Origin of the sequence: Pseudomonas fakonensis, from assembly GCF_019139895.1 — a bacterium.
GTDB classification, from domain to species: domain Bacteria; phylum Pseudomonadota; class Gammaproteobacteria; order Pseudomonadales; family Pseudomonadaceae; genus Aquipseudomonas; species Aquipseudomonas fakonensis.
On sequence record NZ_CP077076.1, the window covers coordinates 5,520,046 to 5,533,764 of the forward strand.

Here is a 13,719-nt window from a genome sequence, read left to right on the forward strand (position 1 = left end):
ATGAAATCCCGTCTGTTCATCATCAGCCAGTACCTGCTGCCGCACCACCTGCTGTCGCGCCTGGCCGGCTGCGTCGCAGAGTGCCGCGCACGCTGGTTCAAGAACGCCTTCACCACCTGGTTCGCCAAGCGCTACCAGGTGAACATGGCCGAGGCGCTGGTCGAAGACCTCACCGCCTACGAGCACTTCAACGCCTTCTTCACCCGCGCCCTCAAGCCTGGCGCACGCCCGCTGGACGAAACTCCGGGGGCCATTCTGTGCCCGGCCGACGGCGCCGTCAGCCAGCTCGGCCCGATCGAGCACGGCCGCATCTTCCAGGCCAAGGGCCACAGCTTCAGCGCCCTCGAGCTGCTGGGCGGCGACCCGGCACTGGCTGCACCGTTCATGGGCGGCGAGTTTGCCACCATCTACCTCTCGCCCAAGGACTACCACCGCGTGCACATGCCGCTGGCCGGCACCCTGCGCGAGATGGTCTACGTGCCTGGCCGGCTGTTCTCGGTCAACCAGACCACTGCCGAGAACGTCCCGGAGCTGTTCGCCCGCAACGAGCGCGTGGTGTGCCTGTTCGACACCGAGCGCGGGCCGATGGCCGTAGTGCTGGTGGGGGCGATGATCGTCGCCTCGATCGAGACCGTCTGGGCCGGCCTGGTCACCCCACCCAAGCGCGAACTGAAGACCTTCAGCTACGACGAAGCCAGCCGTGCGCCGATCCACCTGGAAAAAGGCGCCGAGCTGGGGCGATTCAAGCTGGGTTCCACCGCCATCGTGCTGTTTGGCCCCGAGCAGGTGAAGTGGGCGCAAAGCCTGGGCGCCGGCTCCGCGGTGCGCATGGGTGAGCTGCTGGCGGTGCCAGCGCAGGCCTGATTGGCGCTTGAACAAAAAAGGCCCTGCACATGCAGGGCCTTTTTTTGCTTTACCGCCGCTGCCCCCTGTAGGAGCCGGCTTGCCGGCGATCACCGGCAGAGCCGGTGCCATCCAGCAGACCTTGTGCTGCCTAATAGGGCCTCATCGCCGGCAAGCCGGCTCCTACACAGGTAGCGGTCAGCCCCGCGCGTCGCGGTCGCGCACGCCCAGCAGGTACAGCACACCATCCAGCCCCAGGGTCGAGATGGCCTGGCGGGCCGACTGGCGCACCAGCGGTTTGGCGCGGAAGGCCACGCCCAGGCCGGCCAGCGACAGCATCGGCAGGTCGTTGGCGCCATCACCCACGGCGATGGTCTGCTCCAGTTGCAGCCCCTCTTCGCTGGCCAGTTGTTGCAGCAGGTCAGCCTTGCGTTGGGCGTCGACAATCGGCTCCACGGCAACGCCGGTGACCTTGCCGTCGACCACTTGCAGTTCGTTGGCGAACACGTAGTCGATGCCCAGGCGCGCCTGCACCTGCTTGGCGAAGTAAGTGAAGCCGCCAGACAGAATGGCAGTCTTGTAACCCAGGCGCTTGAGCTCGGCGAACAGGTGCTCGGCACCCTCGGTCAGGCGCAGCGAGGCGCCGATCTGGTCGAGCACACCCACATCCAGGCCCTTGAGCAGCGCCATGCGCTCCTTGAAGCTGGCACGGAAATCCAACTCGCCACGCATGGCACGCTCGGTGATTGCCGCCACCTGCTCGCCCACGCCGGCGGCCTTGGCCAGCTCGTCGATGACTTCGGCCTCGATCAGCGTCGAGTCCATGTCGAACACCGCCAGGCGGCGGTTGCGGCGGAACAGGTCGTCCTTCTGGAAGGCGATGTCGATGCTCAGCTCGTCAGACAGCGCGAAGAACGCCGCACGCAACGCTTGTGCGTCACTCGGCTCGCCGCGCACGGAAATTTCCAGCGCCGCCTTGCCCTTGTCCTGCTGGGCATCCAGCACCACGCGGGCCGACAGGCGTTCGATGCGCTCGATGGTCAGGCCGTACTGGCTGATCACCGCACTGACGCGCTGCAGTTGCTCGGGGGTAATCTTGCGGCTGAGCAAGGTGATGATCTGGCGCGGCTCGCCCTGACTGTCGGCCCAGTGCTGGTAGTCGGCCTCGGAGATCGGCGTGTAGCGCGCCTGCAGGTTCAGCTCGTGGGCCTTGGACTGCACGCTTTGCAGCAGCGCGGTGGCCACTTCGTTGTCAGGAATGTCGACCAGGATGCCGAACGACAGGGTGCCGTGCATGACCGCAAGGCCGATGTCGAGAATGTTCACACCGCCCTGGAGCAGGACGCCGGTGATGGCCGCGGTAAGACCTGGACGGTCCTCACCGGTGATGTTGATCAGAACGATTTCGCGCACAACCTGGCTCCGACTTCGATGAAAAATGCGCATTCTACCGACTTTCCGTGACCATCGGGCAGCAACGATACTTTGCCGACAAAACTCCGCTCGCTATACTGCGCAGCACCTAACTCGCCATAAAGAGCCGCGCTCTGTGAACCGGCCCACGCCCGTCAAAACCGACAATTTCTTCCTGATGATCTATCGAGCCCTGAGCCAGCGCCGTATCCCCCTGGCGTTGCGCATTGCCAGCCATAACATCTTCCTGGTGGCCCTGGCCCTGGTGATCTATGCCTGCGTGATGGGTTTGCAGTTCAAGCAGGCCATGCACGAGCAGGCCGACGCCGTGGGCCAGAGCCTGACCACGCAGACCGCCACCTCAGCCACCGAACTGCTGGTGTCCAACGACATCCTCAGCCTCAACGTGCTGCTCGGCAACCTGGTGAAGAACCCGCTGGTGGCCCATGCTGCCATCTACAGCGTCGACAACCGCATCCTCGCCGAAGCCGGCCAGCGCCCGCGCAACAGCCTGCTGGGCGAGGCCGAGGGCCTGTACCAGACCAAGATCACCTTCCAGGACGTGACCGCCGGCCAACTGCGCATCAGCCTGGACATGAATCAGTTCCAGCAGCCGATGCTGATCAGCCTGCAGAGCATGGGCATCCTTGCCGCCATCCTGCTGGCCCTGGCCTTGACCCTCAGCCTGCGCCTGGGCCGCTTCATCTCCACCCCGCTGCTGCAACTGCGGGTATGGCTGCGCGACCCGCACCCCTACACCCCGGCGATCGACCGCCAGGACGAGATCGGCGACCTGGCCCGCCAGCTGCACGCCCGCCTTGCTCCGCCGCCACCGCCAGAACCGGAAGAAGAGTACGAAGAGGACGACTACGACGACGCGCCAGCGCCGGCCAAGCCCGCGCCGCGCAGCCATGTAGTCGCCGAGGATGACGATGACGACGCCTTCGCCGGCCTGATGGACGACGAAGCCGCCCCGGCGAAACCGGCCATTGTCGAGTCGGACGAACCGCAGAACAGCGCGGTACTGGCCGTGCAGCTGGGCTCGCAGGAACAACTGCGGCGCCTGCCGCGCACCCGCCTGACCGAGTTGCTGGAACGCTACCGCGACTGCCTCGACCAGGCCGCCTCGCTGTACGAAGGCGAAGTGCACACGCTGAACGATGGCAGCACCCTGCTGCTGTTCCACAGCCGTGACTGCGGTGAGGACTACCTGACCAACGCCATCTGCTGCGGCGAGCTGCTGCGCGCCCTGGGCCATGCCCTGCAGATTGAGGTGGCCGACAGCGGCATCACCCTGCAACTGCAGTTGGGCCTGGTGCTGGCCGACGACCTGCAAGGCCTGGAGCAGGTCGACCTGCTGATGACCGAGCAGGCCCAGGACGCCCTGGCGCTGTCGCAGCACAGCCGCAACCTGCTGCTGGTGGAACGGCGCATCAGCGACGATACCCTGATCCGCCAGCGCGCCCGCATCCGCCCGATCGCCAGCCCCGAGGGTGCCTGCTGCGTGGAGCGGCTGATGGAGCCCTACCCGTCGATGCTCGAACGCCAGCTGGCGCGGATGCACGAACGCAGGGTCTGATCCAAGGCCCGCCGCCTGTAGGAGCCGGCTTGCCGGCGATGAGGCCCGTACAGCGACCCACTAACCCCGCATAACAGCGTAATGCTGTTCACTTAGAATTGCCGGGGCCGCTTTGCGGCCCATCTCGACCGGACGGCGCCCCGGCAAGGCCGCTTCCCACAGGTACTGAGCAAGGCTGAATTACCAAGCCATGCGCAGTACCTGTGGGAAGCGGCCTTGCCGGGGCGCCGTCCGGTCGCGATGGGCTGCGAAGCAGCCCCAACCCAGGCAACGCCTCTCTTAAGTGAACAGCATTACGCAGCACAGCGGGCTTTTTCATGCCTGAAAGTTACCGGCAGGGTTGCAAACCGGTAGGGCCTGGCAAAACCATCCGGCTCGATGCCCTCATCGCCGGCAAGCCGGCTCCTACAGGGGGTGGCGCCCAAACAGCTACACCACGCCCACAAAAAAGCCCGCATCGCTGCGGGCTTTTTCATGTCTGCAAGATCAGAACCGATAGACTTCCATATCGGTACGGATCGGCGAAGCCATCGGGATTTTCGGCTTCTCGGGCTCTTTTTTCACTTGCACCGGCGCGGCCTGCTTGCGCGGCGCGGTTTCGGCAATGGCTGGCTGGTTGGCCAGCGGCTTGACCGTGGTGCTGAGCTGTTCGGCGAGTTTTTGCAGCAACTGGCCCTGAGCCTGTACCTGCGCCGACTCGCTGCCGGCGTGAGGCTGCTCAAGGTGAACGATGCGGTTGTCACGCACCTGGCCACGGCGGTCCAGCACGCGCCACTGCGCATCCAGAATGGCCGGTTGGTCCTTGCCCGAATCCAGGCGAGTGATGGTCAGCAATACTTGCACGTCAGGGCTGAAGCCGGCACTGGCCGGTGCCAGCACCACACGCTGGCTGTCCAGGCGCCAGGCCAGCTGGCGCACCAGCAACTGGTCGATATCCGACGAAAGGCTGCCGGCCCAGCGACCGTCGGTCGCCGCGGTCAGGCTGCCATCGGCTTGACGCTGCAAAAACGTCTCGCGTTGCAGGTAGTCGGCCACCGATACCGGGCCGAGCACAACCGCCATACCCGACGCCTGCGAAGGCTGGCCGGGATCACCGCTGTCGAGCTGATACAGCGCGACCGGCTGGTGCATGCTGCAGCCGCTCAGGCCCAGCAGGCCGGTCATCAGCAGCGCAAATGGAAGGCGCAGAAATTTCATTCATCCCATCCAGGCGGCCGTCACAAGACTGACCGCAGTGATACTCGTGTAGATTCAGTCGGGCACTCGGCCACGCCGGCGCCGCAGGGGGCCTATCATCCGCGAAATGACGGCCCGACTCCAGTATTTCCGCCCGAAACGGCGCTGAAAGCGCCGCTCCAGACTTCTCGCCCGCTTAAGCCGGGTTCTCGACCATCAGGGCGTCCACGCGCTGGAAGCCACGCGGCAATTTGCTACCACGGCGACCCCGTTCACCTTTGTAGTGTTCAAGATCATCTGGCTTGAGAGACAGGGTACGCTTGCCAGCCTGCAATACAAGGGTCGATCCCTCACTGATCACGGCAAGATCGGTGACGAATTCTTCACGGCTGGCCACCCGGTCGCCCGGCACGCCGATGATCTTGTTGCCCTTGCCCTTGCCCAGTTGCGGCAGGTCGGCCACCTTGAACACCAGCAGGCGCCCTTCGGTGGTGACGGCTGCCAGCCAGTCCTGCTCGCGGCTGGCCACCGGGCGCGGGCTCATCACCTTGGCACCGTTGGGCAGGCTGAGCAGGCCCTTGCCGGCCTTGTTCTTGGCCTGCAGGTCCTCGCCCTTGACCACGAAGCCGTAGCCGGCATCGGACGCCACCACGTACAGCGCGTCATCCTCAGGCAACAGCACGCACTCGAAGGTGGCGCCCGGCGGCGGTGCCAGGCGGCCGGTCAACGGCTCGCCCTGGCCACGGGCCGACGGCAGGCTGTGGGCGGCCAGCGAGTAGCTGCGGCCGGTGGAGTCGATGAGTACGGCAAACTGGTTGGAGCGTCCGGCCGCGGCAGCCTTGAAGCCGTCACCGGCCTTGTACGAAAGCCCCGTGGCGTCGATATCGTGGCCCTTGGCGCAGCGCACCCAGCCTTTCTCCGACAGCACCACGGTGACCGGCTCGGTCGGCATCAGCTCGTTTTCCGACAGGGCCTTGGCCTCGGCGCGCTCGACGATCGGCGAGCGACGGTCGTCGCCGTAGGTCTCGGCGTCCTCGATCAGCTCGCTGCGTACCAGCTTGCGCAGCTTGGCGTCGCTGCCCAGCAGGGTGGTCAGGCGCTTCTGTTCTTTCAGCAACTCGTCCTGCTCGCCACGGATTTTCATCTCTTCCAGGCGGGCCAGCTGACGCAGGCGGGTCTCGAGGATGTAGTCGGCCTGGATTTCGGTCAGGTCGAAACGGGCGATCAGAGCCTGCTTGGGGTGCTCCTCGGTGCGGATGATGTGGATCACTTCATCCAGGTTGAGGAACGCGGTGAGCAAGCCATCCAACAGGTGCAGGCGTCGCTCGACCTTGTCCAGGCGGTGCTGCAGGCGGCGACGCACGGTACCGATGCGGTACTCCAGCCATTCCAGCAACAGCGCGCGCAGGTTTTTCAGCTGCGGGCGCCCGTCCAGGCCGATGATGTTGACGTTGACCCGGTAGGTGCTTTCAAGGTCGGTGGTGGCGAACAGGTGCTGCATCAGCTCGGCGGCGTCCACGCGGTTGGAGCGCGGAATGATCACGATGCGGCACGGGTTCTCGTGGTCCGACTCGTCGCGCAGGTCGGCAACCATCGGCAGTTTCTTGGCCTGCATCTGTGCCGCGATCTGCTCCAGCACCTTGGCCCCGGACACCTGGTGCGGCAGCGCGGTGACGACGATGTCGCCATCCTCGACGCGGTACACCGCACGCATGCGGATCGAACCCTTGCCGGTCTCGTAGATCTTGAGGATATCGGCACGCGGGGTGACGATCTCGGCCTCGGTCGGGTAGTCCGGGCCCTGGATGTGCTCGCACAGCTGCTCGAGGGTGGCCTTGGGCTCGTCGAGCAGGCGCACGCAGGCACTGGCCACTTCACGCAGGTTGTGCGGCGGCACGTCGGTGGCCATACCCACCGCAATGCCGGTGGTGCCGTTGAGCAGGATGTTCGGCAAGCGCGCCGGCAGTACTGCCGGCTCCTGCAGGGTGCCGTCGAAGTTCGGCACCCAGTCCACGGTGCCCTGGCCCAGCTCGCTGAGCAGCACCTCGGAGTAACGCGACAGGCGCGCTTCGGTATAACGCATGGCAGCGAACGACTTCGGATCGTCCGGCGCACCCCAGTTGCCCTGGCCGTCGACCAACGTGTAGCGGTAGCTGAACGGCTGGGCCATCAGCACCATGGCCTCGTAGCAGGCCGAGTCGCCGTGGGGGTGGAACTTGCCGAGCACGTCGCCGACGGTACGCGCCGACTTCTTGTGCTTGGAATCGGCGTCCAGGCCCAACTCGCTCATGGCATAGACGATGCGGCGCTGCACGGGCTTGAGGCCGTCACCGATATGCGGCAGCGCGCGGTCCATGATCACGTACATGGAGTAGTTGAGGTAGGCCTGTTCGGTGAAGTCAGCCAGGGAGCGGCGTTCTACGCCGTCAAGGCTGAGTTCCAGTGAGTCGCTCATGCGGGCCTCGTCATTTCAGGTTCTGGCGCAGCAGCATGGTGCCGCCGCGCTGGGTGAATTCAAGTTGTTTCAGGGCGCTCATGCCCAGCAGCACCGCCTGGCCATCAAGGCCGGGGACTACAAGAGCACGCACGTCGCGCAGCTGGATATCGCCCAGCTGCAGGGTGTCCAGGCGGGTGCGGTAGCCCTCGGTACGGCCGTTGGCGGTACTGAGCACCACCGGCGCACCGCGCGCCAGGTCAAGGTCGCGGGCCAGCGTCTCGGGGATGGCCACGTCGGTGGCACCGGTGTCGAGCATGAAATGCACCACCTGGCCGTTGATCGCGCCATCGGCGACGAAGTGGCCCTGGCCGTTGCTCAGCAGGCGCACCTCGATGTAACCGTCGCCCTGCTGGCTCTGCACCACGCTGTTGGGGTTTTGCTGGCGGTCTTCCCACTGGCCGAAAAAGCGCGTGGCGAGGAACATCGCCGCCGCCCAGGCGACGACCATCAATACCCGCCCCGCACGCTTGCCCGGTGGCTGGCTCAAGGGTTGGCGCTCCAGCCGCCGGCGGGCGCGGCGAAGCGCCAGACGACCGGGCGGACCTCGCCATCGGCGCGCGGCTGGTCGTTGTTGTCCAGCCCGACCCAGGCACCGTCCTTGTCGATTACCAGTGCCTCGGCCAGGCCGTAGGGCTGGCTGTAACGCCGCGACTCTACCAGCGCATCGGCAGCGAACGACCAGCAGCGCTCCACCACGCCGCTGTCGGCGTCACGCCGGCAGATGCGATAGGCGTTGCGTTCAAGGGTGAACAGCTTGTGCTCGAACCAGGCCAGGTCGGCGAAATCCCGCGACACCGGGCGGGCTCCGGGGAACTGCGCCGGCTGCATTTCAAGGCCCGCCTCGCTGAGCAGCACGCAACTGGCAGCGCAGGTCCATACCGACTGCTGGCGTTGCACCGCCAGCAGGCCGCGGCGTTCGCGCTCGGCAGCCAGCCACAGACGGTCACCCGCCGGGCTGACTGCCAGGCCTTCGAACAAGGCGTTGAAGTTCAGCAGCATGCCGCTGGCACGGGCCTGACGCAGCATGGCCTGGTCGATCTTCAGCCAGTCAGGCTCGCCCTCGAGCGGCAATTGCAAAACCGCCGTCTGCGCTTCGCTGACCACGTAGAAGTTGCCGGCCTGGTCACAGGCCAGGCCTTCGAAGTCCAGCGCGCCACCGCGCACGAACGAGGCCGCCCAGGTGCGGATTTTCACCCCCCAGGGCAGGCCGCTGTCGGGCGCTGGCGGTGCGCTGAACACCAGCGGCTCGGCCTGCCAGGCGCTCGCAGCCTGGTCCAGCCGGTAGATGCGGTCGTCATCGCGGTCGGACACCGCCCACAGCGCTCCACGGCACTGCGCCAGCCCCGACAGGTTGCCGCCGCGCATGCCGTCCACCACATGCTCGCTGGTGAGCTTGAGCTCCGGCCAGTCGCCGGCCAGCGCCGGCAAGGCGCACAGCGCCAGGCTGGCCGCCAGCAACGGGCGAGTCAAACCAGAACCTCGGCCAGGTTGCCCTTGGTCTCCAGCCAGTTCTTGCGGTCGCCCGCACGTTTTTTGGCCAGCAGCATGTCCATGATTTCGGTGGTGCCCTGCAGGTCATCCAGGGTGAGCTGGACCAGCCGGCGGGTGTTCGGGTCCATGGTGGTTTCGCGCAGCTGTGGCGGGTTCATCTCGCCCAGGCCCTTGAATCGGGTGACCTGCGGCTTGCCGCGTTTCTTCTCGGCCACCAAGCGGTCGAGAATGCCGTCGCGTTCGGCTTCGTCCAGGGCGTAGTAGATTTCCTTGCCCAGGTCGATGCGGTACAGCGGCGGCATGGCCACGTACACATGACCTGCTTCCACCAGCGGGCGGAAGTGCTGGACGAACAGCGCGCACAGCAAGGTGGCGATGTGCAGGCCGTCGGAGTCGGCGTCGGCGAGGATGCACACCTTGCCATAGCGCAGCTGCGACAGGTCGGTGGCGCCCGGGTCGACGCCAATGGCCACGGCGATGTTGTGCACTTCCTGGCTGGCCAGCACTTCGCCGCCGTCGACTTCCCAAGTGTTGAGGATCTTGCCGCGCAGCGGCAGGATCGCCTGGAATTCCTTGTCCCGCGCCTGCTTGGCCGAGCCGCCGGCCGAGTCACCCTCGACCAGGAACAGCTCGGCGCGCATCGGGTCCTGGCCTGCGCAGTCAGCCAGCTTGCCGGGCAGTGCCGGGCCCTGGGTGATGCGCTTGCGCTCGACCTTCTTGCTGGCCTTCAGGCGCCGGCCGGCGTTGCTGATGGCCAGCTCGGCCAGTTGCATGCCCACTTCGGGGTGGGCGTTGAGCCACAGGCTGAAGGCGTCCTTGACCACACCCGAGACGAACGCCGCCGCCTCGCGGGAGGACAGGCGCTCTTTGGTCTGGCCCGAGAACTGCGGCTCCTGCATTTTCATCGACAGCACGAAGCAGATGCGCTCCCACACATCCTCGGGGGCCAGCTTCACGCCGCGCGGCAGCAGGTTGCGGAACTCGCAGAACTCGCGCATGGCATCCAGCAGGCCCTGGCGCAGGCCGTTGACATGGGTGCCGCCCTGGGCGGTGGGGATCAGGTTGACGTAGCTTTCCTGGATGCTGTCGCCGCCTTCGGGCAGCCACAAAAGGGCCCAGTCGACCGCCTCCTTGTTACCGGCAAGGCTCCCGCAGAACGGCTCGTCGGGCAGGCGCTGGAACTCGCTGACCGAGTCGACCAGGTACGAACGCAGGCCGTCCTCGTAGTGCCACTCGATCTTCTCGCCGGTGCCTTTGTCTTCGAAGCTGATCGACAGCCCCGGGCACAGCACGGCCTTGGCCTTGAGCACATGCTTGAGGCGGCTGATGGAAAACTTCGGCGAATCGAAGTACTTGGGGTCGGGGCTGAAGTACACGCTGGTACCGGTGTTGCGCTTGCCTACCGTGCCCACCACCTCCAGGTCGCTGGCCTTGAAGCCATCGGCGAAGGTCATCTGGTACTCGTTGCCGTCACGCTTGACGCGCACGCGTACCTGGGTCGACAGGGCGTTGACCACCGAAATGCCCACGCCGTGCAGGCCACCGGAGAACTGGTAGTTCTTGTTGGAAAACTTGCCGCCGGCGTGCAGCTTGGTGAGGATCAGCTCGACACCCGACACGCCCTCTTCGGGGTGGATGTCCACCGGCATGCCGCGACCGTCGTCGCACACTTCCAGCGAGTGGTCGGCGTGCAGGATCACCTGCACCGAGCGGGCGTGGCCGGCCAGGGCTTCGTCGACGCTGTTGTCGATGACTTCCTGGGCCAGGTGGTTGGGCCGGCTGGTGTCGGTGTACATGCCCGGCCGCTTGCGGACCGGGTCAAGGCCCGAGAGGACTTCGATGGCGTCTGCGTTATAGGCGCTAGCGCTGGGATTGGCCATGGGGTCTCGTCGTCAGTCTGGTGAATGCGAAAAAGCTCAAAATACAGAAAAATCCAGCGCCGCATACTGCCCGCGGGCAATACCGGCGAAGGCCAGCAGTGCCGGCAGCTGCGCGGCAAAGCCCTGGTAGCTGTGGTCGCCACCGGCCTGGATACGCAGGGCACAGGCCTGGTAATAACGCTGGGCCTGGCGATAGTCCAGTGTTTCATCGGCGGTCTGCAACCACACTTGATAGCGGGCGGCATCCACCGGCGGCGGCACCTCAAGCTCGGCCAGGGCATCCACATGATCGTGGGTCAGCTCCCAGGCTTCGTCGGTATAGAGGTTGCGCTGGGTGCCGAGGTAGCCGTCGAACAGCCGGTGCGGGGCGACTGCCGGGTTGACCAGCAGGGCCTTGAGCCCATAGCGCTCGGCCAGGTGGGTGGCATAGTAGCCGCCCAGGGAGCTGCCGACCAGCAAGGGCGCGCCCAGCTCGGTGATGGCCGCTTCGAGTTGTTGCATGGCCTGGCGCGGGTGGTGGTGCAGGGCCGGCACGCGCAGCCGGTCGGCCAGGCCAAGCTGGCCCATGACCGCCTCGAGCTGGCGCGCCTTGGTCGACAGCGGCGAGCTGTTGAAACCATGGATATAGAGGATGGAACCCGACATGCTGCCCCCGCGCGCAAAGACGCGCAGTGTAGCCTGTTCGAGGGGCATTGGTTCACCGGCGCGATTTTCGACACAAATTCTTCAAAAAACACGTTTGGTTGTACACGGCTCCTACAGGGGGACTGCGAGCCCTCAATAACCCGGGCTGTCGAAGTCCAGCGTCACCACGTAATCCAGCGCCCGCTCCACGCCGGTGTCCAACCGCCCGTCATCGTGCAGGCGCAACCAGCGGTAGCCCGGCTGTTCGTCACTGACCTTGAATTCCTCGCTGCCCGGGGCGAACTGGATGCAGGTCGACGGCGTCGCCAGGTAGCGCACGCCATCGCGCAACTGGTCCCAATGCTGGTGCACATGCCCCCACAGCACCGCCTTGACCTGTGGGTAACTTTTTACCCGCGCCAGCAGCGCGTCGGCATTGCGCAAGCCGATCGGCGCCATCCAGGCGCAGCCGATATCCACCGGCTGGTGGTGGCAGCACAGCAGGCAGTGGCGCTCGCCGGCGGTGGCCAGGGCCTCGTCCAGCACTTGCAACTGGCCCTCCGCCAACAGGCCAAAGGTCGAACCCAGTACTGCCGAGTCGAGCATGACGATGCGCCAGGCGCCGATGTCGGTCACAGCCTGCACCAGTTCCGGCGCCAGGGCAGCCATCACCTGCGCCTCGTCATGGTTGCCCGGCAGCCAGCGCGTCGGTGCGTCGAACACCGCGGTCAAATCGCGAAAGGCTTCATAAGAAGCCACGCTGGCATCCTGGGACAAGTCACCGGTGCACAGCAGCAGGTCGATGCGCAGCTGCTCGCGGCGCACCTGGCCGATCACGTGGGCCAGGCTTTCGCGGGTTTTCAGGCCCAGCAGGCTGCCTGCCGGGTCGGCGAACAGGTGAGCGTCGGTCAGTTGCACCACATGGACGGGTGACGGGAAAGAATGTTGTTGCGGCAACGGCCGTCTCCTCGGGCGGATTCAGCACGGATTATGGCGGCGGATCGTTCTGGAGCAAATACTCCAACCCGACCCGCGTCACATTTTAACGCACCGCTTCCAGCTCATGGCCGCAGGCCAGGCAGTGGCTCAGCCATTCACCGAGGAACAGGTTGAGCTGGGCCTTTTCGTCCGGCTGGTGCATGGCGGTATTGGGGTACGGGTAGATGCTGCGCAGCCGGCGGGTGTGCTCGGCACTGACCACCTCGGCCATGCGCGCGTCGTGGTACACCTGCACCTCCAGCTCCGGTACCGGCAACCACGGCAGGCTGTGCTCCTGGCGCACTTTCAATGTAGTGGTGTACGGGCAGGCAAGCGCCACTTCCAGCACCAGCACGCCGAGCATCTGGTCGCCCTGGGTCATGCCGATGCGCCGCGAGCTTTGCGTGGTGCGCATATCCGGCAGCAGGCGCATCAGCCGGGCGTAGTTGGCCTCGCAAGCCGACTGCAGCCCGACCAGGTCGACCCGATAGCGCTCGCGTAGCAGGTTCACTTCCACATACCTCGAACTTCGTCACGGTTCAGCGCCAGCCATTGCAGGCCGATGATGGCCGCAGCGTTGCAGATGCGCCCGTCACGTACCGCCTGCAAGGCGTCTTCGAACGACCACACCCGTACGCGAATGTCTTCGCTCTCCTCTTCCAGGCCGTGCAGGCCGCCGGCGCCGTCACTGACGCAACGGCCCAGGAACAGGTGCACGTACTCGTCGCTGCCGCCCGGTGACGGGAAGTACTTGGTCATCGGCCACAGCGCGCTGAAGGTCAGGCCGGCTTCTTCCTCGGCTTCGCGGTGGGCGACTTCCTCGGGTTGCTCGTCCTTGTCGATCAGCCCGGCGACCATCTCGATCAGCCAGGGGTTGGCCACCTTGCCCATGGCACCGACGCGAAACTGCTCGATCAGCACCACCTCGTCGCGTTGCGGGTCGTAGGGCAGCACGCACACGGCGTCGTGGCGCACGAACAGCTCGCGGGTGAACTCGCGGCTCATGCCACCGGCGAACAGCTCATGGCGCAGGTGCAGCTTGTCGAGCTTGTAAAAGCCCTTGAACAGCTGCTCGCGCTTGGCGATCTCGACCTGAGTCGGTGCCGTATTCAACGTGTCCGTCATGCAAACTCCTCATTACCTCGTATACCGCATCGCGCAATCCTACTCTGCGTGCCGCCCGGTTTCACCCCCTTGTGCCGACCGTTCGCGCAGCCGGGACAGGCGCCGCGCTCTCT

General features: G+C 65.7%; 12 protein-coding genes. 2 read left to right on the forward strand and 10 right to left on the reverse strand.

Going from position 1 to position 13,719, the window contains the following annotated elements:
- Complete coding sequence (gene asd / locus KSS94_RS24350) at positions 1-864, forward strand: archaetidylserine decarboxylase (protein WP_217840576.1); 864 nt, start codon at positions 1-3, stop codon at positions 862-864.
- Between the two features lie 177 nt (positions 865-1,041).
- Here the strand turns inward: asd and serB are convergent, their stop codons facing one another.
- Positions 1,042-2,256 carry a phosphoserine phosphatase SerB gene (gene serB, locus KSS94_RS24355; RefSeq protein WP_217840577.1) on the reverse strand — a complete coding sequence of 405 codons (1,215 nt, stop codon included), beginning with the start codon at positions 2,254-2,256 and terminating at the stop codon, positions 1,042-1,044.
- A 136-nt stretch (positions 2,257-2,392) separates the two neighbouring features.
- On the opposite strand from serB, the gene KSS94_RS24360 reads away from it, so the two are divergent.
- Entirely contained in the window at positions 2,393-3,835 is a 1,443-nt protein-coding gene (locus KSS94_RS24360; protein WP_217840578.1) for a histidine kinase, read from the forward strand.
- A gap of 486 nt (positions 3,836-4,321) precedes the next feature.
- On the opposite strand, the gene KSS94_RS24365 is transcribed toward KSS94_RS24360, so the two are convergent.
- The 9 genes from KSS94_RS24365 to KSS94_RS24405 all read right to left on the reverse strand — a co-directional run bounded on the left by KSS94_RS24365 (position 4,322) and on the right by KSS94_RS24405 (position 13,606).
- Positions 4,322-5,032 (reverse strand): PqiC family protein, encoded by a 711-nt coding sequence (locus KSS94_RS24365; protein ID WP_217840579.1) that lies wholly within the window; start codon positions 5,030-5,032, stop codon positions 4,322-4,324.
- A gap of 175 nt (positions 5,033-5,207) precedes the next feature.
- Entirely contained in the window at positions 5,208-7,466 is a 2,259-nt protein-coding gene (gene parC, locus KSS94_RS24370) for a DNA topoisomerase IV subunit A (RefSeq protein WP_217840580.1), read from the reverse strand.
- 10 nt (positions 7,467-7,476) lie between these two features.
- Positions 7,477-7,995, reverse strand: a complete 519-nt coding sequence (locus tag KSS94_RS24375; protein ID WP_217840581.1) for a retropepsin-like aspartic protease family protein — start codon at positions 7,993-7,995, stop codon at positions 7,477-7,479.
- Positions 7,992-8,978: an esterase-like activity of phytase family protein gene (locus KSS94_RS24380; RefSeq protein WP_217840582.1), complete on the reverse strand. Its 987-nt coding sequence runs from the start codon at positions 8,976-8,978 to the stop codon at positions 7,992-7,994. Before KSS94_RS24380 ends, KSS94_RS24375 begins: the two co-directional genes overlap by 4 nt.
- Positions 8,975-10,879: a DNA topoisomerase IV subunit B gene (gene parE / locus KSS94_RS24385; protein WP_217840583.1), complete on the reverse strand. Its 1,905-nt coding sequence runs from the start codon at positions 10,877-10,879 to the stop codon at positions 8,975-8,977. The genes KSS94_RS24380 and parE overlap by 4 nt, the downstream gene beginning before the upstream one ends.
- 36 nt (positions 10,880-10,915) lie before the next feature.
- Positions 10,916-11,524, reverse strand: a complete 609-nt coding sequence (locus tag KSS94_RS24390; protein WP_217840584.1) for a YqiA/YcfP family alpha/beta fold hydrolase — start codon at positions 11,522-11,524, stop codon at positions 10,916-10,918.
- A gap of 132 nt (positions 11,525-11,656) precedes the next feature.
- On the reverse strand, positions 11,657-12,460 hold the full coding sequence (gene cpdA, locus KSS94_RS24395; RefSeq protein ID WP_217840585.1) for a 3',5'-cyclic-AMP phosphodiesterase: 804 nt from the start codon (positions 12,458-12,460) through the stop codon (positions 11,657-11,659).
- Positions 12,461-12,545: 85 nt separating this feature from the next.
- The gene (locus KSS94_RS24400) at positions 12,546-12,998 is read right to left on the reverse strand and encodes a DUF1249 domain-containing protein (RefSeq protein ID WP_217840586.1); all 453 of its coding nucleotides are present in this window, start codon (positions 12,996-12,998) and stop codon (positions 12,546-12,548) included.
- The gene (locus KSS94_RS24405; RefSeq protein WP_217840587.1) at positions 12,989-13,606 is read right to left on the reverse strand and encodes an NUDIX domain-containing protein; all 618 of its coding nucleotides are present in this window, start codon (positions 13,604-13,606) and stop codon (positions 12,989-12,991) included. The genes KSS94_RS24400 and KSS94_RS24405 overlap by 10 nt, the downstream gene beginning before the upstream one ends.
- Positions 13,607-13,719: the final 113 nt, after the last annotated feature.

Excerpts from the sequence above, each read along its gene's own strand:
- asd (WP_217840576.1), top strand. The coding sequence starts at position 1 with ATGAAATCCCGTCTGTTCATCATCAGCCAGTACCTGCTGCCGCACCAC.
- KSS94_RS24365 (WP_217840579.1), bottom strand. The coding sequence starts at position 5,032 with ATGAAATTTCTGCGCCTTCCATTTGCGCTGCTGATGACCGGCCTGCTG.
- parC (WP_217840580.1), bottom strand. The coding sequence starts at position 7,466 with ATGAGCGACTCACTGGAACTCAGCCTTGACGGCGTAGAACGCCGCTCC.
- parE (WP_217840583.1), bottom strand. The coding sequence starts at position 10,879 with ATGGCCAATCCCAGCGCTAGCGCCTATAACGCAGACGCCATCGAAGTC.
- KSS94_RS24390 (WP_217840584.1), bottom strand. The coding sequence starts at position 11,524 with ATGTCGGGTTCCATCCTCTATATCCATGGTTTCAACAGCTCGCCGCTG.
- KSS94_RS24405 (WP_217840587.1), bottom strand. The coding sequence starts at position 13,606 with ATGACGGACACGTTGAATACGGCACCGACTCAGGTCGAGATCGCCAAG.